At 67.7% G+C, this 21,882-nt stretch carries 14 protein-coding genes and 1 tRNA gene; 9 read left to right on the forward strand and 6 right to left on the reverse strand.

Going from position 1 to position 21,882, the window contains the following annotated elements:
- Nucleotides 1-8 precede the first annotated feature (8 nt).
- Genes ABLE38_RS04920 through ABLE38_RS04930 form a run of 3 tightly spaced genes read left to right on the forward strand, consistent with a single transcriptional unit; the run spans nt 9 to nt 5,496 of the window.
- Complete coding sequence (locus ABLE38_RS04920; protein ID WP_348973040.1) at nt 9-2,387, forward strand: DUF5682 family protein; 2,379 nt, start codon at nt 9-11, stop codon at nt 2,385-2,387.
- Nucleotides 2,384-3,514, forward strand: a complete 1,131-nt coding sequence (locus tag ABLE38_RS04925; RefSeq protein ID WP_348973041.1) for a VWA domain-containing protein — start codon at nt 2,384-2,386, stop codon at nt 3,512-3,514. Before ABLE38_RS04920 ends, ABLE38_RS04925 begins: the two co-directional genes overlap by 4 nt.
- 17 nt (nt 3,515-3,531) lie before the next feature.
- Nucleotides 3,532-5,496 (forward strand): SWIM zinc finger family protein, encoded by a 1,965-nt coding sequence (locus tag ABLE38_RS04930; protein ID WP_348973042.1) that lies wholly within the window; start codon nt 3,532-3,534, stop codon nt 5,494-5,496.
- Nucleotides 5,497-5,538: 42 nt separating this feature from the next.
- Here the strand turns inward: ABLE38_RS04930 and ABLE38_RS04935 are convergent.
- Nucleotides 5,539-5,614, reverse strand: a tRNA-Thr gene (locus ABLE38_RS04935).
- 194 nt (nt 5,615-5,808) lie between these two features.
- Here ABLE38_RS04935 and ABLE38_RS04940 point away from each other — a divergent pair.
- From ABLE38_RS04940 to ABLE38_RS04965, 6 genes are all read left to right on the forward strand, one after another.
- Nucleotides 5,809-7,101 carry a hypothetical protein gene (locus tag ABLE38_RS04940; protein WP_348974450.1) on the forward strand — a complete coding sequence of 431 codons (1,293 nt, stop codon included), beginning with the start codon at nt 5,809-5,811 and terminating at the stop codon, nt 7,099-7,101.
- 106 nt (nt 7,102-7,207) lie between these two features.
- Nucleotides 7,208-11,806 (forward strand): NAD-glutamate dehydrogenase domain-containing protein, encoded by a 4,599-nt coding sequence (locus ABLE38_RS04945; protein WP_348973043.1) that lies wholly within the window; start codon nt 7,208-7,210, stop codon nt 11,804-11,806.
- 410 nt (nt 11,807-12,216) lie between these two features.
- A complete protein-coding gene (locus tag ABLE38_RS04950) occupies nt 12,217-12,888 on the forward strand; it encodes a PepSY-associated TM helix domain-containing protein (protein ID WP_348973044.1) in 672 nt (223 codons plus the stop codon).
- Between the two features lie 11 nt (nt 12,889-12,899).
- Nucleotides 12,900-13,427 carry a DUF2271 domain-containing protein gene (locus tag ABLE38_RS04955; RefSeq protein WP_348973045.1) on the forward strand — a complete coding sequence of 176 codons (528 nt, stop codon included), beginning with the start codon at nt 12,900-12,902 and terminating at the stop codon, nt 13,425-13,427.
- 12 nt (nt 13,428-13,439) lie between these two features.
- Nucleotides 13,440-14,387, forward strand: coding sequence for a DUF4198 domain-containing protein (locus ABLE38_RS04960; RefSeq protein WP_348973046.1), 948 nt, complete (start codon nt 13,440-13,442; stop codon nt 14,385-14,387).
- A gap of 113 nt (nt 14,388-14,500) precedes the next feature.
- The gene (locus ABLE38_RS04965) at nt 14,501-15,490 is read left to right on the forward strand and encodes an FAD:protein FMN transferase (RefSeq protein ID WP_348973047.1); all 990 of its coding nucleotides are present in this window, start codon (nt 14,501-14,503) and stop codon (nt 15,488-15,490) included.
- 276 nt (nt 15,491-15,766) lie between these two features.
- Here the strand turns inward: ABLE38_RS04965 and ABLE38_RS04970 are convergent, their stop codons facing one another.
- The 5 genes from ABLE38_RS04970 to cobT form a co-directional block, all read right to left on the reverse strand.
- On the reverse strand, nt 15,767-16,450 hold the full coding sequence (locus tag ABLE38_RS04970; RefSeq protein ID WP_348973048.1) for a Fe2+-dependent dioxygenase: 684 nt from the start codon (nt 16,448-16,450) through the stop codon (nt 15,767-15,769).
- Complete coding sequence (locus tag ABLE38_RS04975; RefSeq protein WP_348973049.1) at nt 16,444-17,037, reverse strand: tetratricopeptide repeat protein; 594 nt, start codon at nt 17,035-17,037, stop codon at nt 16,444-16,446. Before ABLE38_RS04975 ends, ABLE38_RS04970 begins: the two co-directional genes overlap by 7 nt.
- A gap of 101 nt (nt 17,038-17,138) precedes the next feature.
- Nucleotides 17,139-19,670 (reverse strand): TonB-dependent receptor, encoded by a 2,532-nt coding sequence (locus ABLE38_RS04980; protein WP_348973050.1) that lies wholly within the window; start codon nt 19,668-19,670, stop codon nt 17,139-17,141.
- Between the two features lie 85 nt (nt 19,671-19,755).
- Nucleotides 19,756-20,034: a ribbon-helix-helix domain-containing protein gene (locus ABLE38_RS04985; RefSeq protein ID WP_348973051.1), complete on the reverse strand. Its 279-nt coding sequence runs from the start codon at nt 20,032-20,034 to the stop codon at nt 19,756-19,758.
- Nucleotides 20,031-21,857 carry a cobaltochelatase subunit CobT gene (gene cobT / locus ABLE38_RS04990; RefSeq protein WP_348973052.1) on the reverse strand — a complete coding sequence of 609 codons (1,827 nt, stop codon included), beginning with the start codon at nt 21,855-21,857 and terminating at the stop codon, nt 20,031-20,033. Before cobT ends, ABLE38_RS04985 begins: the two co-directional genes overlap by 4 nt.
- Nucleotides 21,858-21,882: the final 25 nt, after the last annotated feature.

Here is a 21,882-nt window from a genome sequence, read left to right on the forward strand (position 1 = left end):
AACTCCATATGCCCGAGGATGCGGCAATCCTGCTGTCAGACCCGGAGCGCGACATCCACATCGCGCCGATCCGGCACCATAGCCCGGCCTGCGCCTGGCATCTGAACGCCATGATCGCGCAGATCGGCCCGGCCGCCATCTTGATCGAGGGGCCGGACGATTATAACCCGCTGATCCCGTTGCTGACGCATGCGGAGACGCGCCCCCCGGTCGCGATCGTATCGATCCTCGAAGGGCCTGTTCGCAGCGCGAGCTATTTCCCCTTCTGTGCGCATAGTCCTGAATATGTCGCACTCCAGGAAGGCGCGGCACGCGGCGTGCCCGTCCGCTTCATCGACCTGCCGGCGACCGACAAGGCAATGCGCGACGATGATTGGGATCCGTTCGATCCCGCCAAGCCGCTCGCGCTCGACGAGCAGGCTTTCGACAGCAGCGATTATGTGCGGGCATTGGCGGACCGCCTGGGGTGCCGCGATGGCAACGAGGTCTGGGACCAGCTGTTCGAAGCGAGGATCGGAGAGGCGGACTGGCGCCGGTTCTTCGGCAATGTCGGGCGCTATTGCAGCCATATGCGCGAAAGCACTGCCAGGGCGACGATGGAGGCGGACGGCTCGCTCGCCCGCGAGGCGCATATGGTTGCGCATCTCGCCCAGATGCGACGCGAAATAAGGGGGCCGATACTGGCGGTGGTCGGCGGCTTTCACGCGCCGGCACTGGCCGACGCACTACCCACACTGGAGCATGTCGCGGCTCCTCCACGCGGCAAGGCGGAGCGGCCGCCCTATTTGATCCGCTATGGCTATCGGCAGCTCAACGCGCTGACCGGCTATGGGGCCGGCCTTCCGCTTCCGGCCTATTACGAAGGCTTGTGGCGGACCGTGACGGCAGGAGAAGCTGCTCCTTTCGAAAAGCTCGCGCACCGGTTGATCACCGATTTCGCCGCGCATCTGCGCACCGCGCTGCCCGGCGCCTCGACGGCGGTGCCGATCCTGGTCGCGACGCTGGAGAATGCGCATCGGCTTGCGGAGCTTCGCGAACGGCCAGGGCCCTTGCGCGATGACCTGATAGACGCCTGCCGCTCGACCTTCCTGAAGGGCGAGGAAGGCGGCGACGCCAGTCCGGTCATCGCCGAACTGGTGGCTTTCCTCACCGGATCGGCGATCGGCGACGTCCCAGCGTCCGCGGGCTCGCCGCCGCTGGTCGAGGCGGTCAGGCAACGGGCACGCGCGCTCGGTTTCCGCATCGACGATGGCGAGCGGCGCAATCGCGAACTCGATATCTACCGTAAGCCTCGCCACCGCGACGCAAGCCGCTTTCTACACGCAACTGTGTTCCTCGACACGAATTTCGCGAAGCGCACCGGCGGGCCCGATTTCCGTTCGGGCGTCGATCTCGATCGGTTGATCGAGCATTGGTCGGTCATGTGGTCACCGCTGTTCGAAGCGCGGCTGATCGAACGCGCGGCGGATGGCGATACGATCGAGGAAGCGCTTGCCGCCGAGCTCAACCGCCGCCTCGCCGCGCTCGAAGCGCGGGGAATGGGCGGCAACGCCAGCGCCGCCATCGATCTGTTCGCGGCGGCCTGCAAGGCCGGAATAGCCGGATATGCGGAGCGCGTGCTGCCCGTGATCGAAGCCGATATCGTGCGAGACGCCGACCTCGCTTCGGTCGCCGGGGCGCTGCGCGATCTGATCGGATTGTGGCGGGGGCGCGCTGCGCTGGGCCTCGAGAATGGCGCGGAGATCGAGAGCCTGATCGGCACGACGTGGCGGCGTGCGCTCTACCTTCTGCCCGACCTCGCCAACGCTGGAGAGGACCGTGTCGCGGCGACGCTCGATGCGCTGGTGTTGTTGTACGAGGCGACCGGGCTTGCCGACGAGTCCCTGCGCGCGCTCGATCCGGTCCTGTTCGACGAGGCGATTGCCGCGTTGCTCGACACCGAACTCGATCCGGCGCTTGCGGGCGCGGTCGCGGCGCTGGCGTTGCTTGCGGGCAGGATAGACGATGCGGAATTCGCTGCACGGCTCTCGGGCGAGTTGCGGGGCGCTTATCCTGAGACGGCGCGCCGGATTGCCTGGTTACGCGGCGTGATCGCAATCTCGCGCGAATTGCTGTGGCGTGTGCCCGAACTCATCGAAACAGCGGATGAGGTCCTGTCGGCACTCGACGATGGCGGCTTTGTCGAATTGCTCCCGCACCTGCGCATGGCGTTCGCCGCGCTCGATCCGCGCGAGATTGATCGGCTGGCGTATGCGGTGGCGGAGCGGCATGGCATCGATGCGGCTGCGATGATCGTGTACCACGATCTGCCTGAAACGGAGGTAGCAGCCAATCTGCGCGCCGATGCGCATGTCCGCGAAATGCTCGAAGCGGACGGCTTGCTGTGAGCGGCGATGCGCCGCAGCTCAAGCGCTGGCGGATGGTGCTGGGGCGCTATGCCGATCCGGCGCTCGACGGTCCGGCACTGGACGGGGCCGAACGGCGCATGGATCGTGCGCTCGACTATCTCTATGCGCGCGAGCTTGCGCAGCGCGGCCTGAGACAAGACAAACCTGCGTTCGGCAGCCTTGACCCTAGCCGCCTTTCCGCCCTCGACTGGATCGGCGAGGTGCGCGAGCTGTTCCCACGCTCGGTGCTCGAAATGCTCCAGAGCCACGCGGTCGACCGGCTCGGCCTGACCGAACTTCTCAGCGATCCCAGGACGCTGGATTCGCTCGAACCCAATCGCGATCTGCTGAAGGCATTGGTCGCCTTCAAGGGACGGGCAAGCCCGGCGGTGCAGGACAAGATCCGCGAAGTCGCGCGCAAGGTGGTCGAGGACACGATCCGGCGGCTCAAGCCATCGATCGACCGCGCCTTTTCCGGCCGCCGCAATCGCTTCCGCCGCAGCCAGACCAAGCGGCTCCAGGATTTCGACTGGCGCGCCACGATCCGCGACAATCTCAAAAGCTATGATCCCGAACGCAAGCGGATCATCGCCGACCGTCTCCGCTTCACCGGGCGTTCGCGACGCCAGCTCCCCTGGACGATCATCCTGTGCGTCGATCAATCGGGGTCGATGCTGGGATCGGTGATCTACGCCGCCGTGATGGCCGCGATCCTTTCCGCCTTGCCGTCAGTCGACGTGCGGCTCGTCGTGTTCGACACATCGGTGGTGGATTTGACCAGCGAAGTCGCCGATCCGGTTTCGGTGCTGATGTCGGTCCAACTCGGCGGGGGCACCGATATCGGCCGCGCCGTCCAATATTGCGAACAGCAGATCAAGCAACCGAGTCGGACCATCTTCGTGCTGCTGAGCGATTTCTGCGAGGGCGGCCCGGTCGCGCCGATGGTCGCGGCGGTGCGGCGGATGGCGTCGGCGCGCGTGACTCTCATCGGTCTGGCTGCGCTGGATGACCAGGCGGCACCCGACTACGACCGCGCGACGGCCCAGCTTCTCGCCAATGCAGGGATGCAGATCGCCGCGCTGACGCCGGACCGTTTCGCCGAATGGATCGCGGGCATCATAGAATGACCCTCGCGGCGACCCTGATGGCATTCGACGAAGCCGCGCTCGCTGCGCTGGCCAACAAGGGCATTGTTCGCAGGGCCGCGCGCGATGTCGAAGAAGGAAAGGCATCGGTCAGCGGCTGGGAAGGTGAGACCGCCATCGTCTCCGCGGACGGAGAAACGGTCCGCATCGACGCGCGCGGTCCTGCAAAAGCGAGTTGCACCTGCCCAGCTCCCGGTATTTGCCGCCACCGGATCGCCGCGGTGCTTCTGCTCCAACAGCAGGAAGAAGCACCGGCAGAGGACGCCGCGCCGAGCCTGACTGCCGAAATCGCGGCGCTTGCCGAAGAAGCGATGATCCGCTTCGCCGGTCGCGCGGCGTGGCGAGCCGCGCAGGAGATCGCAGCGAATGGCGGCGAAGTCTCCGATGCGGGAGCCACCTTGGTCATCACGCTTCGCGGGGAAGACACCGAGGTCCGGTACCTTCGCGGACTCGGCATCGAGGGCATGGTGTCCAAAGCGCCGCCTGCGCGGCGCAAGGCATTGCATGCCGCCGCGCTGATCCTGGTGCGCCAGGCTGTCGGCGTGGCGGTAAACGAACCCACGGCCGAAGCAGAAAAGGCACCGGCAGGCATCGACGAGTTCTTCCTAGGCGAAGTCCGTGATGCACTGGCCGATGCTGGCCGCAATGGCCTCGCCCTGGCCCCGCTAGCGCTGGAAGAGCGCCTGTTCACCCTGTCTGTCTCCTCGCGGGCTGACTCGTTGCCTCGCCTGGGCGCCATGTTGCGTGGCATTGCGCGCATGCTGCGCGCGCGCCGGATGCGAGATTTCCGCTTCGATCCCGATGCCTGCCTCGGCGCCATCGCCACGGCGGACGCGCTCGTTCGCGCGCTTCTGGCTGCCAGCGATCCCGAGCGGCGTGCCGGGCTGATCGGATTGGTTCGTCAGGCCTATGCGGAAGTCGGACCGCTCCAGCTCTACGGCGCTGGAGGAGAGACCTGGCGGGCGGAGGGCGGCGCACGGGGCGCAACTGCCTATTTCTACGATCCTGTATGTGACCGCTGGTTCACCGCATCGCTGGCGCGTGGTGCGGGCCAGGATCCGTTCTTCGATTCCAGAAATGCCTTTGCCTCGGAAGCGATCTGGGGCGGGCAGACGCTCGCCGGGCTGTCGCGAGCGGAATTCCGGTTCGATAGCGTCGCGGCATCGCCCGGAGGCCGTCTTTCGACAGGCACGGCAAGCCGGCCGGAAATAGCGGGCGCCACCACGCTATCCCCCGGCTGGGCCTGCGCATTCGATAGCTGGGATATGCTCGCCGAACGCTTGCGAACCCGGCTCGTCGGGAGCCTGGTGGCACCTGCTGCCGCGCGGGAGCCGGTCGTCCTCTGGCCAAGGCGCACCGGGAGGCCCTGGTTCGACGATCTTACCCAGCAACTGCACTGGCCTCTAGAGGATCGCGGCGGACAATGGATCGCCGTGTCGCTGGCCAACGACCCGGATCGCCCCGCGCATTTCGATCACCTGGCATCTGCAATGTTCCGCCCCGGCTTCGGCGGCGCCGTTGTTGCCGCAGCGTCCATCGCCGGGACCGCGTTCGAACTTCGACCGGTGGCGCTTTTCGACGAGAATGGCATGCGGTCGCTCGATTTCGAGGAATCGCGTGCACCGAAGCGCAGCTTCACGGATTTCCTCCAAACCTATTCGAGGCGCACCCGTAGCGTTCCGGTTCCCTACGCCAAGTCTGCCGGCATCTCGCTTCTGGCAAAAGCAGCGGCCGAGCTGACGGGAATCTCCGAAACAGGCTGCCGCGCTATCAGCCGTTCCTGCAGCGAGCGCCTTGCAGAAATCTGCGCCCAGGCGGAGCGCATCGGGCTGCGGACCGTCGCAAAAAGCCTGGCGCAACTCGCCGAGGACGACCGCCGACTGGCCAGCCAGGTTCTGATCAGTCGCTACATCATCGACCGGATGCGAGCACAGCTAACAACGCTGCCCAGGCTGCGGCTCTGAACCTGAACGGCGAGACTTGGCGCGATATTGCCCGAAAGGTGATGGTGCCGCCTACAGGACTCGAACCTGTGACCCCCGCATTACGAATGCGATGCTCTACCAGCTGAGCTAAGGCGGCCAAATCGGAGCGTGGAGCCCCGAAGGAGCGGCGCGCTTACCAGCATCATTCCTAGCTGACAAGCGTTGCGAAAGCCTTGCGGTGAAAACCTCCGTAAAACCCCGCCTTTACGCGACGTTTACCACATGGCGGGCACAAGACGTTCTACAAATATGGGGGCGCACCCTGCCCCGAGTGGAGCATTTGGCATGGACATGGCGCGCGGCATCAACCACCCGCTCGACTCGCAGCCCGAGGGCGCGGCGGACGAAGCCGTCAACGATCGCGCACTCGTCATCGGCAATGACGAGCGCCGCATGCACGTGCGTGCGTACAATCATTGGGTGTCGCTGCTCCACGGCCGCGCCTATCCGGCGATCGAGGATCTCGATCCGGACAACATCATCGATTTCGGCGCGCACAGCGTGCTGCTCGACTTCTCCAAGGGCGTCGACGATCCCGCGATTCGCTTCCTCGGCAAGGCGCTGCGCGAGGAAACCGGGCTCGACAACTCGATCACCCATGTCGCGCAGGTGCCCAGCCGCTCGCTGCTCTCGCGCCTGACCGACCATTATCTCCAGATCATCGCCAATCGCGCGCCGATCGGCTTCGAGGCCGAGTTCGTCAGCACGCGCGGGCACAACACCCTCTATCGCGGCATCCTGATGCCCTTCTCGTCCGATGCCGATGCCGAAGGCGACACGATCGACTTCATCTACGGCGTGATCAACTGGAAGGAACTGGTCGACGCCGAGACCCAGGCCAAGCTCGAGGCCGAGGTCGAGGAAGCCCGCCGCACCGCGCCGCGCAGCCTGGTCGCCGCCCCGGTCTGGGCCGATGGCCCGAGCGCCGGCTTCGATGCGCCGGCCCCGGTCGCCGAGCCCGAAGTGGCTGCCGCCGAATCGCGCATCCCCGCCGATGCCAGCCTGTCCGACAAGCTGATGCTCGCCCGCGAATCGGCCGCCGCTGCGCGCGCCTCGGATACGCGCAGCCGCTCGGCGCTCTATCGTGCGCTTGCCCGCGCCTATGATTTCGCGCTCGCCGCCGATGGCAATGCCGCGGACTATGCCGAGCTGCTCGAGGATGCCGGGCTCACTGCCCAGGCCCGCGCGCCGATGACGCCCGCGGTGAAGCTCGTCTTCGGCGCCGACTACGACAAGACCCGCGTCACCGAGTTCGCCGCGGTGCTCAGCTATGCCAAGCGTGCCCAGGTGCCGCAGGGCGGGCTCGACGCGTTTCTCGACGGCGCCGAGGGCGGCATCAAGGGCGTGGTCAAGGCCGAGCGCGCTTTCCGCCGCCCCGCCCCCAAGCCCGACCTGTTCGCCCAGATCGCCGCGGAGCTACGCAGCCGCCCGCCGCTCGGTCATGTCGATCTCTCGGTCGAGATTCCGGCGAACAGCGAGTTCGTTGTGCTGCTCGCCCGCGCCGGCAAGCAGGGCCTCGACATCGTCGCCCAGGTCGAGGACAGCCCGCTCACCGAGCGCGCCGTTCGCAAGGCCGCCGCATAAAAATCGCTTCTCGTCCGTTTGGTGTCGAAAGCCTCTCGTCACTTTTGTAATTTTCTTACACGACGAGTCTTGAGGCTTTAACCACACAGGCGTAGTCGGTTCTGCCATGAAAAACATGATGACGTCGCTGACGCAGGCGTTCGAGGCGCGGTTGCTCGAAGGAGCGCTGCCAGGAGAGTTGCAGGACTTCGGGGAGGCCGAGCGGGCCGAGGCGGCGAATTTCGTCGCCGAGGCCGCCGCAGTCCGTCCGCCGGACACGGCGAAGGTCGCGCTGGAGACCTTCCAGGGCGAGGAGAGCCGCCGGATGCGGCTCGCGGTCGTCAACGACGACATGCCCTTCCTCGTCGATTCGATCTCGGGCGCGATCGCTGCCTATGACATCGCCGTCCACCGCATCATCCACCCCGTGATCGCCGTCGAGCGCGACAAGGCGGGCAAGCTCGAATCGATCGGCGCCGGCAAGCGCGAATCGATGATCTATATCGAGATGGAGCGCGCCGACGCGCGCACGCGCCGCAGCCTGTGCATCGAGCTGGAGCGCACGCTCGCCCAGGTGCGTGACGGCGTGCACGACTGGCGCGCGCTGCAGAGCGCGATGGGATCGGATGCCGCCACGATCGGCGCGCGCGAAGGCGCCAAGCTGCTGCGCTGGTTCCAGGAAGGCGCGATGACGCTGCTCGGCCACGAGACCTGGCGCACCGACGGCAGCGTGTCCGACCAGCTCGGCCTCGCCAAGCACGAGCTCGACACGCCGATCCTCGCCGAGGCGTCGCGCAAGGCCGCGGTCGCCTATTTCAAGCAGGGTGGCGAGGCGCCGCTGCTGCTCAAGTCCAACTCGATCTCGCCGGTGCACCGCCGCGTGCCGCTCGACATCGTCGTGGTGCCGATCCTCACCGGCAGCGAAGTCACCGGCCTGTCGATCCATGCGGGCCTGTGGACCAGCGCCTCGCTGTTCGCCAATCCGGAGGACGTGCCCGTGCTGCGCGCGCGGCTGGAAGGGCTCGAGCGCAAGTTCGGCTTCGATCCCAAGGGGCATACCGGCAAGGCGATGGCGCATGCACTGACCGCGCTGCCGCACGACCTGACCACCGCCTTCGATGCCGATTCGCTCGAGCATCTCGTGCTCACCTCGATGTCGGTCGCCGATCGGCCGCGCTCGAAGCTCGTGCTGGTCAAGAGCCTGCTCGGCCGGCACTTGTTCGCGTTCGTCTGGCTGCCGCGCGACGAAGTCGCCACCACCCGGCGCGAGGCGATCGGCCAGATGCTCGCCGATGCCGCCAACGCCAAGATCATCAACTGGACGATCGCGCTCGAGGACGGCGAAGTCGCGATGCTGCGCTACACGCTCGACCTGCGTGCCGGCGGGACGATGCCCGATGCCGATGCGCTCGATCACCAGCTCGAGCGGATGATGCGCGGCTGGGTGCCCGCGGTCGAAGCCGCGCTGCTCGAGGATGCCGGCCCCACCGGCGCCACGCGCCTGGCGCTGCGCTATGCCCAGGCCTTTCCGCCCGCCTATCGCACCACCTTCACCCCCGAAGAGGCGGCGCGCGACATCCTGCACCTCGCCCGGCTCGAGGGCCCCGGCGATCGCTCGGTGCGGATCACGCCGGTGGAGGGCAAGGCCGGCGAATATCGGGTGAAGCTCTACGCCCAGGGCGCCGCGCTGGCGCTGTCGGACGCGGTGCCGGCATTCGAGAATTTCGGCTTCCGCGTGATCGAGGAAGTGCCGACCGAGCTGACCGGCGGCGCCTTCGTCCACGATTTCGCCGTCTCGGCCGCGGGGCTGAAGGGCGATGCCGTGGTGATCGAGGAAGCGCTCGCCGCCGTCCTCGAGGGCAATGCCGAGAATGACAGCTTCAACCGGCTGATCGTCGAGAGCGGCATGAAGCCCGCCTCCGTCGTCCTGTTCCGCGCCTGGTTCCGCTACCTGCGCCAGACCGGCATGAACTTCGGCATGGCGACGGTGGTCGACGCGCTGCGCCGCGCGCCCGGCGTCGCCAATGCGCTGATCGAGCGCTTCGACGCCGCGCACAATCCGGAGCGCGCCGGCGACGACAAGGCGATCGAGGCGGCCGCCGCCGCGATCGAGACCGGTCTCGCCCAGGTCCAGGCGATCGACGACGACCGCATCCTGCGCACGATCCGCGGCGTCGTCCTCGCGACGCTGCGCACGAATGCCTATGCCCCCGCCGCCCGGGAAGCGCTGGCGTTCAAGATGGATTCGGCCAAGGTGCCGGGCCTCCCCGCCCCGCTCCCCTGGCGCGAGATCTGGGTCTACAGCCCGCGCGTCGAGGGCATCCACCTGCGCGCCGGCCCGGTCGCCCGCGGCGGCCTGCGCTGGTCCGACCGCCGCGACGACTTCCGCACCGAGATCCTCGGCCTGATGAAGGCGCAGCGCGTCAAGAACGCGGTGATCGTGCCGACCGGCGCCAAGGGCGGCTTCTATCCCAAGCAGCTCCCCTCGCCCGCCACGGACCGCGACGCCTGGTTCGCCGAGGGCACCGAGAGCTACCGGATCTTCATCCGCACCTTGCTGTCGATCACCGACAACATCGTCGCCGGCGAGGTGGTGCATCCCGACGGCGTGCGCATCCTCGACGGCGAGGACCCCTATTTCGTCGTCGCCGCCGACAAGGGCACCGCGACCTTCTCCGACGTCGCCAATGCGATCGCGATCGAGCGCAACTTCTGGCTGGGCGACGCCTTCGCTTCCGGTGGCAGCCACGGCTACGACCACAAGGCGATGGGCATCACCGCCAAGGGCGCCTGGGTCTCGGTCCGCCGCCACTTCCTCGAGATGGGCACGGACATCCAGTCCGAGCCCGTCACCGTGGCGGGCTGCGGCGACATGTCGGGCGACGTGTTCGGCAACGGCATGCTGCTGTCGAAGTCGATCAAGCTGGTCGCCGCGTTCGACCACCGCCACATCTTCCTCGATCCCGATCCCGATCCCGCGGCGAGCTGGAAGGAGCGCGACCGCATGTTCGCGCTGCCGCGCTCGAGCTGGGCGGACTATGATCCCGCGCTGATCTCGAAGGGCGGCGGCGTCTTCCCGCGCACCGAGAAATCGATCCCGCTTTCGCCCGAAGTGCAGAAGCTGCTCGGCCTCGATGCGAAGGAGATCGACCCGGTCTCGCTGATCTCGGCGATCCTCAAGGCGCAGGTCGGGCTGCTCTGGTTCGGCGGCATCGGCACCTATATCAAGGCCGCGAGCGAGAGCCACGGCGATGTCGGCGATCCCGCCAACGACCGGCTGCGCGTCAACGCCGAGCAGCTGCGCTGCAAGGCCGTCGGCGAAGGCGCGAACCTGGGCGTGACGCAAGCCGCGCGCATCGCCTTCGCGGCGCAGGGCGGCCGGATCAACACCGACTTCATCGACAATTCGGCCGGCGTCGATTGCTCGGACAATGAGGTCAACATCAAGATCGCGCTCAACCGCGAGATGATCGAGGGCCGGCTGGCGTTCGAGGACCGCAACGAGCTGCTCGTCTCGATGACCGACGACGTCGCGCACCTGGTGCTCGAGGACAACCGCCTGCAGACGCTTGCGCTCTCCTTCATGGAGAATGACGGCTATGTCGCGCTGCCCAGCTATGTCCGCGTGATCGAGATCCTCGAAGGCTCGGGCCGCCTGGACCGCGCCGTGGAGGGCCTCGGCTCGAACGAGGACCTGCTCCGCCGTGCGCAGGACAAGGACGGGCTCACCCGCCCGGAGCTCGCCGTGCTGCTCGCCTCGACCAAGCTCGCGCTGCAGGATGCGATCGAGCATGCCAGCCTGGGCCATGATCCGGCGCTGGAGGCCGATCTCAAGCAGGCCTTCCCGCCGGCGATGCAGAAGAAGTTCGCCAAGGCGATCGAGGAGCATCGCCTGCGCGGCGAGATCGTCGCGACCAAGCTCGCCAACCGCGTGATCAACCGGCTGGGCGTGCTCCACCCCTTCGAGCTGGCCGAGGAGGAAGGCGCGGCGATGGCCGACATCGCGGCGATGTTCGTCGTCGCCGAGCGCCTGTTCTGCCTGCCGGCGCTGTGGGAAGCGGTCGAGACCGCCGAGATCTCCGAGGGCGCGCGCATCGCGCTGCTGGATGAGATGGCGGTCGCGGTGCGCGGCCAGGTCGCCGATCTGCTGCGTGTCTGCGCCCCCGGCGCCAGCCCGGCCGAAGTCATCGCCCGGCTCAAGCCCGGCATCGACGCGCTCGACAAGGCCGCCAAGGGCTTGCTGCTCGACGAGGTCAAGGCCCAGTCGAACCGCATCACCGCGCAGCTCGAAGCGGCCGGCGCGCCGGGCGAGCTGGTCGCCAAGGTGGTCAAGCTGTTCGAGCTCGACGGCGCGGTCGGCCTCGCCGACCTCAGCGTCCGCATGGGCCTGGAAGTGACGCCGCTCACCCGCGCCTTCACCTCGCTCGGCCAGGCGCTCGGGCTCGACTGGGCACAGTCGACCGCCGCGCGCATCACTACCGGCGATGTGTGGGAACGCCTGCTGATCGCCGGGCTCGCCCGCGACTTCCAGCAGATCCGCCTCGAGTTCCTCAGCCGTGGGCAGAAGGAAGAGCCGCAGGCCGCGGTTGATGCCTGGCTCAAGGCCAATGCCGGCCGGGTCGACCAGTTTGCCGGGCTGGTGCGTCGCGCCCGCCAGTCGGCGGTGCCCAATGCCGCGATGCTGGCGCAGATTGCCGGCCAGGCGCGCGTACTGCTCGGCCGCTAGAGGATCATTCCGGCCGGTCTGCGGACCGGCCGGAGGTCAATGGTTCAGGCTTCCGGATCGGGACGGCGCACCGGCTGGGCACGCAGAATCAGATACATGCCGCCCAGGCAGGCGATCACGCCCAGTCCACACACCACCGCCAGATCGATATAAAGTCCCGACATCCAAATCCTCCCCAAGCTTCTTATGGGAAGGAAGCTGCGTAATTTCTTGAAGCTCGGCAAGAAACATTCGTCGCTGCATTGCAATGCAACTTTGCTGCACTTGCGAGGAAGCGTGCCGCTTCGGGGCAGTATTTGCAGAGCAAAACCCCACGCAAAATCAATCGCCCGGCGCATCCCAAGAGGTTTGCAATTGCGAATCGTTCGCGTTATCCGCGCCGTAACGAATCACGGAATCGCTCACCCAAAATGCACGCCCCCACCGCCCAGGCAGAGCTGGCCAAGGCAGAAGCCGCCAAGGCAAAGACCAAGCGCGCCCGCAAGAGCTTCTGGCTGAAGCAGCTCCACACCTGGCACTGGATGAGCTCGGCGATCAGCCTGGTCGGGATCCTGATCTTCGCGGTCACCGGCTTCACGCTCAACCATGCCAGCGACATCGAGGGCGCCCCCAAGTCGGTCGACCGCGCCGCGCAGCTGCCCGCACCGCTCTTCGCCAAGGTGAAGAGCGACGATGCGCCCGACAGCAAGAAGCCGATCCCGGCCGATGTCGCCAAATGGATCGAGGGCCAGGTCAGGATCGATGCGAGCGGCACCGCCGAATGGTCCGCCGAGGAAATCTACCTCGCCAAGCCGCGCCCGGGCGGCGACGCCTGGATCGCGATCGACCGCGCCACCGGAGCCGTCACCAGCGAGACCACCAATCGCGGCTGGATCGCCTATCTCAACGACCTCCACAAGGGCCGCAACTCGGGCGGCTGGTGGAAGCTGTTCATCGACATCTTCGCCTTTGCCTGCCTGGTCTTCACGCTCACCGGCCTGGTGCTGCTCTGGATGCATTCCAAGCATCGCAAGAGCACTTGGCCGATCGTGATCGCCGGCCTCGTCATCCCGGCGCTGATCGCGCTGTTCCTGATCCACTAAGGGGATATCCCATGCACTATCGTATCGTTGGAATGACCGTGGCGGCGATCGGCGGGGCCGGCGCCTTCCCGGTGGCGGCCGGCGCGCAGACGCTCGACGTCACGCTCACCCTGCCGCGCATTACGGTGGCCGAATATCACAAGCCCTATGTCGCGGTGTGGCTCGAAAAGGCCGGATCGCCCGCGACCACGCTGACCGTGTGGTACGATGTGGGCAAGCGCAACGACGGCGGCAGGAAGTGGCTGTCGGACGTGCGCATGTGGTGGCGCGCCTCGGGCCGCACGCTGGCGCTGCCGGCCGACGGCGTCTCGGGCGCCACTCGCGCGCCGGGCACGCACAAGCTCAGCTTCGTCGGTGGCCGCGGCAAGGTGCCCGCCCTTGCAGCAGGCGCCTATACGCTGGTGGTCGAGGCCGCGCGCGAAGGCGGCGGCCGTGAAGTCGTCCGCGTGCCCTTCACGCTCGGTGCGAACGGCGCTGGCGCGGGCAAGGCTGCCGGCACCGGCGAGCTCGGCGCGGTCGCCGTCGCCGCGCACCGCTGAGGGAGGACGCAGATGCACTTCTTCCGCCACCCCGTCGCGGCGATCGCCGCGATCGCCGCGATCACCGTGCCGCAGGTCGCCATGGCCGCGCCGCGCAGCTGGATGCTGCCCTCGGGCACCAATTTCGGTGGCGAGGCCTGGGTCACCGTCGATGCGGCGCTGTCCACCGATCTCTTCTATCCCGATCATCCCGGCCAGCCCTGGGCGCCGGTCGCCACCGCGCCGGACGGCACCACCGTCGAGGTCGAGAACCTCAACAAGGGCAAGCTGCGCCTCACCTTCGATCTGCACCTCACCCAGCAAGGCACCTACAAGCTCGCCATCGTCTCGAACGGCGTGATGGGCAGCTACCTGCTGGACGGCGAGCGCAAGATGCTGCCGCGCGGCACCACCACCGATACGCTGGCCCAGGCTATCCCCGCCGGCGCCACCGAGGTGTGGACCGCCGAGAACAACAGCCGCATCGAGACTTTCGTCACCTCGGGCGTGCCCAGCGACACGGTGTTCAAACCGACCGGCAAGGGCATCGAGATGGTCCCCGTCTCGCACCCGACCGATCTTTCGGTGCAGGATAGCGCCACCTTCCAGTTCCTGCTCGACGGCAAGCCCGCGGCGGGCATCGCGGTCAGCGCGATCAACGGCGGCGTGCGCTACGCATCGAGCCTGCAGCAGCTCGAACTCAAGGCCGATGCCCAGGGCAAGGTCACGATCAAATGGCCGTCCGCGGGCATGTGGTGGGTCAGCGCCAGCATCGGCGCCCCGCGCGGCGAAGGTGGCCCCGGTGGTCCCGGCGGCCCTGGCGGGCCCGGTGGCCCGGGCGGTGAAGGCCGCCCTGCCGGCGCTCCTGGCGCTGGCGGTCCGGGCGGTCCCGGCGCCGGCGGCGAAGGCGGATTTCGCGGCCCGATGACCCCGCCCCAGCGTCGCGCCAGCTATGCGATGACCGTCGAGGTGCTGGGCTGATCTTCCGCCTTCCCTTTCTTAGTCATCCCCGCGAAGGCGGGGACCCGGAGCCAAGCAGGACAGCGCTCTGTTACTCTGGATCCCCGCCTTCGCGGGGATGACGGATTAGGGAAATGACGGTCGATCCCAGAATAGCCATCCCATCGGGGCTCTCGCCGGCCGCGTTCCATCGCCGCCAGGCGGGGGCCCCTGTCCTTTCCTGCGCCGGCGAGACGATGGGCACCAGCTGGTCCGCACGCATCGTCGCCGCGCCCGACGGTATCGCCGCGCGCATCCAGGCCGAGCTCGACCGCGTCGTCGGCGAGATGAGCCACTGGGCGCCGAAATCGGACCTGTCCCGCTTCAACCGCAGCGAGCCTGGCCGCTGGCAGCCGCTGCCGGTCGGCTTCGCCAACGTACTCGCCGCCGCGCTCGAGGTGGCCGAGAAGAGCGCCGGCGCCTTCGATCCGGCGATGGGCGCGCTCGTCGATCTCTGGGGCTTCGGGCCGCCGGGGCCGCGCGCCGGCATCCCCGACGCCGCCGAGATCGCCGCCGCACGCGCCGTGTCGGGCCGCGCCCATATCGAGCAGGACGGCCGCCGCGCCCGCCGCACCGCGCCCGCTACGCTCGATTTCTCCGGCATCGCCAAGGGCCACGGCGTCGATCGCGTCGCCGAAATGCTGCGCAGCATGGAACTGCCCGATTTCCTCGTCGAAGTCGGCGGCGAGCTGCGCGGCGAGGGTATCAAGCCCGACGGCCAGCCCTGGTGGGTCGATCTCGAGCCCGTACCCGGCAGCCGCCTCGCGCCGATCCGCGCGGCGCTGCATGGCCTGTCGGTCGCGACCTCGGGCGACTATCGCCGCAGCTTCGCGCATGCCGGCCGCGGCTATGCCCACACGCTCGATCCGCGGACCGGCCGGCCGCTGGAGAACCAGGTCGCCTCGGTCAGCGTGCTGCACCCATGCTGCATGCTGGCGGATGCCTGGGCGACTGCACTGAGCGTGCTGGGGCCGGAAGCCATGGCGCTGGCCGAACGCGAAGGGCTGGCGGCGCATATGGTCGTGCGCGCGGGCAGCGGATTCGCCGAGCATCTGTCTCCGGCGCTGCGCACGATGCTGGGCTAACTCCCCAATACCGTCATCCCGGCGAAAGCTGGGATCTCAGCCAATGCGCGGAAGGGGCCGAACGAAATTCCGGTTCGCCGGGAAGGCGGCGTTGCAATGTTGGATTTCCTGTGTTTGGCTGGCCCAGCCGGACTCGCATCCGACCGCTATTTGAAACCGTCAGCCTGTAGGAAATTCATCACAACAAAGCTGCGAAATTCCCCTGATCCGCGTAACAAAGCATCAAGGCGTCCCGCGGAATTCTCTCCCGTGTCACGACCTTCGTGACCTTCCGGCTCAGGCGTCGGCCCAGCGGCGTAGGAGATTATGGTACACGCCGGTCAGCTCGATCACCGAGCGATCGTCATTGCCGAGCGCCTGCACCAGCCGCTGCACGGCCTGGTCCATCTCGAACAGGATGCGCCGCGCGCCGTCGTCGCGAACCATCGACTGGATCCAGAAGAAGCTCGCCACGCGCCGCCCGCGCGTCACCGGCTCGACGCGGTGCAGGCTCGACGAGGGGTAGAGGATCGCGTGCCCGGCCGGCAGCTTGACCGACTGCGTGCCGAACTGTCCCTCGATCAGCAATTCGCCGCCGTCATATGCCGCCGGATCCTCGAGGAAGACGGTCATCGACAGGTCCGAGCGGATGCGGAACTCGGTGCCGCGCTGGATGCGCACCGCATTGTCGACATGCGTGTCGAAGCGCTGCCCGCCGCCATAGCGGTTGAACAGCGGCGGAAAGACCTTGAGCGGCAGCGCGGCGGCGAAGAACAGCCCCGATCGGCCCAGCGCATCGAGGATCATCGCCCCCGCCTGGCGGTGCGCCTCGCTGCCTTCGGGCAGCTGCTCGTTATCCTTGGCGAGCGCCGATTGCGCGCCCGAAGTGGCGTTGCCGTCGATCCATTCACCCGCGTCGACGATGCCGCGCAGCGCCGCCACTTCCTCCGGCGAGAGCAGCTCGGGAATGGCGATCAGCAAAACAATTCCTCCAGTTCGGGCCAGGTCGAGCCCTTGAGCCAGCCGCGCGCCTTTTCGGCAAAGGCCGGGGTCGCGGTCTCGCGGCACTTGGCGAGCCAGCCGCGCGCCGCATCCAGTTGCCCGGCATCCAGCAGCATCCGGGCATGGTTGAACGCCCCCCGGAAATCGCCGCCTTCCGCCGCCCGGGCATAGCATTCCGCCGCCCTTGCCAGATCGCGCTCCACTACCCAGCCGTCCTCATGGAAGCTGCCGACATAGTTGATCGCCTTGGCATTGCCCATCGCCGCGGCTTTCTGGAACCAGGCGAGCGCGGCGGCCTTGTCCTCGGTCAATCCCGCGCCGAGCGCCAGCGCCGTCGCGTAATTGTACATGCCCCAGTCGAGCCCGCGCTCGGCGGCGATGCGGAAGCATTCGGCGGCACGCGCCTTGTCGATCCTGGTGCCCCAGCCCAGGTCGTAGCAGCGCCCGACCATGTTGAGCGCCATCAGATGGCCCTGCGCCGCGGCCTTGTTGAACCAGGCGAAGCCCTGCCGCGCATCGCCCGCATCGAGCAGCATCTGCCCGAGCACCGCCTGCGCCTCGGCCACGCCCTGCTCCGCGCCCGCACGAACGAGCGCCGCCCGCTCCTCCGGCGAACCGGAGAGGCGGGCGGCGATTTCCGCCGCAGAGAGGGAATTCAGCGCTTGGTTCAGAACTTGACCCCCAGCGTGGCGAACGCCGAACGGCCCGGCGCGATCGACGCATAATGCGCCGAATAGGCCTGCGGGAAATAGACCTTGTCGGTCAGGTTCTGCACGTTGACGCTCACATCGAAATGCTCGTTGATCTTGTAGCCGAGCCGGGCATCGAAGCGCCAATATTCGGGCACGCTGCGCAGCAGTACCTTGGTGGCGGGGTTCACCGTCACCACGCCGGCCGCATTCTGCGTCGCCGTGCGGTTGTCGCTGTACCCGCCGAACACGCGGCTGGTGTAGAAGGCGCCGCCGCCGAAGCTCAGCCCCTTCACCGGCGTCAGGTTCGCCCACAACGTGAAGCTGTCCGCCGCGGTCTGCGTCGCCTGGCGGCCGGTGTTGACCGAGGGAACGAGCACCGACTTGGCCGGCTGCACCGTCACGTTGCCGACCACGACAGCCGCCGCGGTGAGCGCGGTATAGCCGCCGTCGACGATCTTCGGGTCCATATGGGTGTAGCCGCCGAACACGTTCAGCCACTTGGTGACGTTGCCGTTGAAGCTGAACTCGATGCCGCGGATGCGGCGCTTGCCGACGAACTGCACGGTGCCATCCTCGCCGGTGGCGCGGGCATTGTCGGTATCGGTCTGGAAGGCGGCAAGCGTCAGCGAGAGCTGCTCGTTGAACAGCCCGGCCTTGGCGCCGACTTCATAGCTCTTGGTCTTCTCGACCTTGAGGCTGTCGAGCAGCGTCAGGTTCGCAGCGGTATTGGTGGTCGGCAGCGCGTTCGGCTCCGAGCCTTCGCCGAGCAGGCTGTTCGGCGGCGTCGCCGCGGTGGCATAGCTCGCATAGAGGCTGGTGTTCTTGGTCGGCTTGAACACCAGGCCGGCCTGCCAGTTGAACAGGTCGTCGGTGCGCTCGAGCGTCACGGTCTGCGTCGTGCCGGCGGCGAGCGCCGGGGTCAGCTTCGACGTGAAGTGGTCGTAGCGCACGCCCAGGTTGAGCAGCAGCGACGGCACCAGCGTGATCGAATCGAAGGCATAGGCCGAGACGCTGTTCGCCTCGTTCTGCGTCTCCGCGCTGTGCGCGCCCTCGACGATCGGCGTCTGCACGGTGGTGGTGTCGCCGGTATAGTTGACCCAGGCGTCGTTCGGGTTCGCGTTGAACAGGCTGGTGCAATAGAAGCGCGCCAACGTGTCGTTGTTGCAGCGCGGGCTCACGGTCGAGCCGGTCGCCAGCACATAGGCGCCGCGGCGGGCCTTCTCCCAGCTGACTTCGGTGCCGAGCGCGATGCTGTGCTTCACCGAGCCGGTGTCGAAGGTGCCGAACAGGTCGGTCTGGTTGCCCAGCGTCTCGGTATAGCCGTAGCGGGTGTTGGCGCGCCGCCACAGATAGCCGCCATTGACCCGGTCGCCGCGCGTCGCCGCCGCGCCGGTCGGCACCACCGCGGTCGTGCCGAAGACGTTGCCCTGCTGGTCGTCGGGCTGGGTGTAGATATAGTTCTGCTCGTTATAGCCGTAGTGCGACGAGTTGCGCAGCGTCAGCGTGCCGAAGTCGTGCTCGAAGCGCAGCGCCGCCTGGTGGGTATAGGCGTCGCGGAAGTCGCGGTCCTTGAGGCCGTAGAAGGTGTCGCGGCTGACATTGCCGGTCACCCCGCCGATCGTCGTCACCTTGCCGATCGCCGGCTCCGAATAGATCTCGCCCGCGCCCGGCGCGTTGCCGATCGTGTAGAGATAGGGGATGCCGCTGTCCGGCAGCTCATGGCTCTCGAGATAATAGTAGCTGGCGGTCAGCCGCGTATCGGTGCCGAGACCGATCGTGACCGACGGCGCGACGCCCCAGCGGCGCTGCCAGATCGCGTCGCGGCCGGCGACGCCCTGGTCGTGCCACATCGCCGCGATGCGCACGCCGACATTGCCGCCCAGATACTGGTTCACGTCGAGCGACGCATGCTTGTAGTCGTCGGTGCCGTAGCTGGCGGTCGCGCGGACGAAGTCGGTCGCCTGCGGCGTCTTGGTGATGATGTTGATCGAGCCGCCGGCGCTGCCGCGGCCGCCCAGCGTCGAATCCGAGCCGCGGACGACCTGGACCTGCTCGATCGCGAACGTGTCGCGGGTCTGCGCCGCCGTGTCGCGCACGCCGTCGACGAAGGTCGAGCCCTGGCTGTCGAAGCCGCGGATGAAGGGGCGGTCGCCGATCGGGTTGCCGCCTTCCGCGGCGCCGAAGGTGATGCCCGGAACCGTGCGCAGCGCGTCGGCCAGCGTGGTCGATCCGGTCTGCTCGATCACGTCCTTGGGCAGCACGATCACCGAGCGCGGGGTGTTCTCCACCGTGGCGACCGCCTTGGGGCCCTGCAGCTCGCCCGAGCGCGCGCCGTTGACGACGATCTGGTCGCGATCCTGCGCGCTGCGGTCCTGGGCTTCCTTGTCCGCATCGGCAGGCGTCGGATTGTTGTTGTCGGCAGCGTGGGCGGGCGCGGTGGCGATGAAGCCGACGCAGGCGAGCGCGAGATAGGAAGCGCCCGAACGCGCGGTGGAAGAACGACTCACGGATGAACCCCCTGATTTGATTATTTCGGGCTCAGCTATTGCGAGGCGTTCTCAGAGTCAATGCTAATGCGAGCGGTTCGCATCTTTATGTCTGGATCATGTTCTCCGGAGACCGCGGCGGCGCGCGCTCGGCGAGCAGCCAGCTGCGGATCGCACTGGCGAGATTGGGCGGGTCCTCGTCCGAGATCCGGGCATGATCGATCGCCGCGACCAGCGCGTTGAGCGGCAGCGCGCGTTCTGCCGCGGCCGCTTCCAGCGCCTCCCAGAACAGGGGCTCGAGACTAATCGAGGTCTGGTGCCCGGCGATCGTCACCGAGCGCTTGATCGGCCCCTGAAAGCCACCGGGCGGCGGCTCGACCTTCACTCGCTGTCGAACAAGGCCGCCAGCTGCTCGACCATCGTGCCGGCGAGCTGCTCGGCATCCATGATCGTCACTGCGCGGCTGTAATAGCGCGTCACGTCATGCCCGATGCCGATCGCGACCAGCTCGACCGGCGAGCGCGCCTCGATCCAGCCGATCACCTGGCGCAGGTGCCGCTCCAGGTACGAGCCCGAATTCACCGACAGGGTGGAATCATCGACCGGCGCGCCGTCCGAGATCACCATCAGGATCTTGCGGTCCTCGCTGCGCCCGATCAGCCGCTGGTGCGCCCAGAGCAGCGCCTCGCCGTCGATATTCTCCTTGAGCAGCCCCTCGCGCATCATCAGTCCGAGCGACTTCTTGGCGCGGCGCCACGGCTCGTCGGCCTGCTTGTAGATGATGTGGCGCACGTCGTTGAGGCGACCCGGCTGGGCGGGGCGGCCATCGGCCAGCCACTTCTCTCTGGACTGCCCGCCCTTCCAGGCGCGCGTGGTGAAGCCGAGGATCTCGGTCTTAACCCCTACCCGCTCCAGCGTGCGCGCCATGATGTCGGCGCTGATCGCCGCGATCGAGATCGGCCGCCCGCGCATCGAGCCCGAATTGTCGATCAGCAGCGTCACCACCGTGTCCTTGAACTCGGTGTCCTTCTCCGCCTTGTAGGAGAGCGACAGCATCGGGTTGACGACGATGCGGGCCAGCCGCGCCGCATCGAGGATGCCTTCCTCCTGGTCGAAGTCCCAGCTGCGGTTCTGCTGCGCCATCAGCCGGCGCTGGAGCCGGTTGGCGAGCTTGGTCACCGCACCCTGCAGATGGAGCAGCTGCTGGTCGAGATAGGCGCGCAGCCGATCGAGCTCCTCGGTGTCGCACAGCTCGGTGGCGGCGATCACTTCGTCGAACTGGGTGGTGTAGGGGCGATACTCGAACTGCGGCGGCAGGTCGCTCCACGGGCGATTGGGGCGAACGGGCATCATGCCCTCCTCGCCGTCGTCGCCCGGCTCTCCGTCGCCGTCCTCCATCGCGTCGGACTGCTGCTGCTCGCCCTCCTCGCCCTGGTCCGAGTCGCGCTGCTCGCCGCGCGCCTCGGCCTGGCCTTCGCTCTGGCTCGATTCGTTCTCGCCTTCCTGGTCGCCGTCCTGATCCTGCTCGTCGGTGCCCTCGTCCTCGCCGCCGCCTTCATCGGCTTCGTCGGGTATCAGCTCGCCTTCGGTGAGCTCGAGGTCCTGGAGCAGCTTGGCGGTGAGCGAGGCGAAGGCGCGCTGATCGTCGATCGCCAGCGCCAGTGCATCGAGATCGGAAGCGGCGCGTTCCTCGATCCAGTCGCGGATCAACGCCATGCCCAGCGCCGCGGGGGCAGGCGATTCGCGCCCGGTCAGCCGCTCGCGGACCATCAGCCCCAGCGCTGTGGAGAGCGGCACTTCCTCGCGGTTGCGCGCCCGCGTGATCGGATCGGCGCGCAGCTTCACTTCGAGCGCATGATCGAGGTTCGCCGCGATGCCGGCATAGCCGCGCGAGCCCAGCGCCTCGACCCGGGCGGTCTCCACGGCGTCGAACACCGCGCGGGCGACCGGCTCCTTGGGGGCGTTCCGCAGGTGGAAGCCATTGTCGTGGTGGCGCATGCGCAGCGCGAAGCTGTCGGCAAAGCCGCGCGCCTCGGCGACTTCCTCGGCAGGCAGCGTGCGCGACGGCGTCGGCACCTTGATCGCGCGGCCGTCCTGGCGCGGCACCTCGCCGGTAAAGCTCAGCTCGGCCTCGCGCTCGCCCGATAGCGCGCGCGCGGCGCCGCCAAGGACGTTGCGAAACCTGTCGAGCGGAGAGTCGGCGGCCATGCGGGCTCGATAGAACGCTCGCCCG

The sequence above is a fragment of the Sphingomonas sp. KR3-1 genome (assembly GCF_040049295.1).
Classification (GTDB): domain Bacteria; phylum Pseudomonadota; class Alphaproteobacteria; order Sphingomonadales; family Sphingomonadaceae; genus Sphingomonas.

Bases quoted from the DNA above. Each gene is read 5' to 3' on its own strand.
- ABLE38_RS04940 (WP_348974450.1), top strand. From the start codon at position 5,809: ATGGCGCGCGGCATCAACCACCCGCTCGACTCGCAGCCCGAGGGCGCG.
- ABLE38_RS04960 (WP_348973046.1), top strand. From the start codon at position 13,440: ATGCACTTCTTCCGCCACCCCGTCGCGGCGATCGCCGCGATCGCCGCG.
- ABLE38_RS04920 (WP_348973040.1), top strand. From the start codon at position 9: ATGCCCGAGGATGCGGCAATCCTGCTGTCAGACCCGGAGCGCGACATC.
- cobT (WP_348973052.1), bottom strand. From the start codon at position 21,857: ATGGCCGCCGACTCTCCGCTCGACAGGTTTCGCAACGTCCTTGGCGGC.
- ABLE38_RS04930 (WP_348973042.1), top strand. From the start codon at position 3,532: ATGGCATTCGACGAAGCCGCGCTCGCTGCGCTGGCCAACAAGGGCATT.
- ABLE38_RS04965 (WP_348973047.1), top strand. From the start codon at position 14,501: ATGACGGTCGATCCCAGAATAGCCATCCCATCGGGGCTCTCGCCGGCC.
- ABLE38_RS04950 (WP_348973044.1), top strand. From the start codon at position 12,217: ATGCACGCCCCCACCGCCCAGGCAGAGCTGGCCAAGGCAGAAGCCGCC.
- ABLE38_RS04945 (WP_348973043.1), top strand. From the start codon at position 7,208: ATGAAAAACATGATGACGTCGCTGACGCAGGCGTTCGAGGCGCGGTTG.
- ABLE38_RS04955 (WP_348973045.1), top strand. From the start codon at position 12,900: ATGCACTATCGTATCGTTGGAATGACCGTGGCGGCGATCGGCGGGGCC.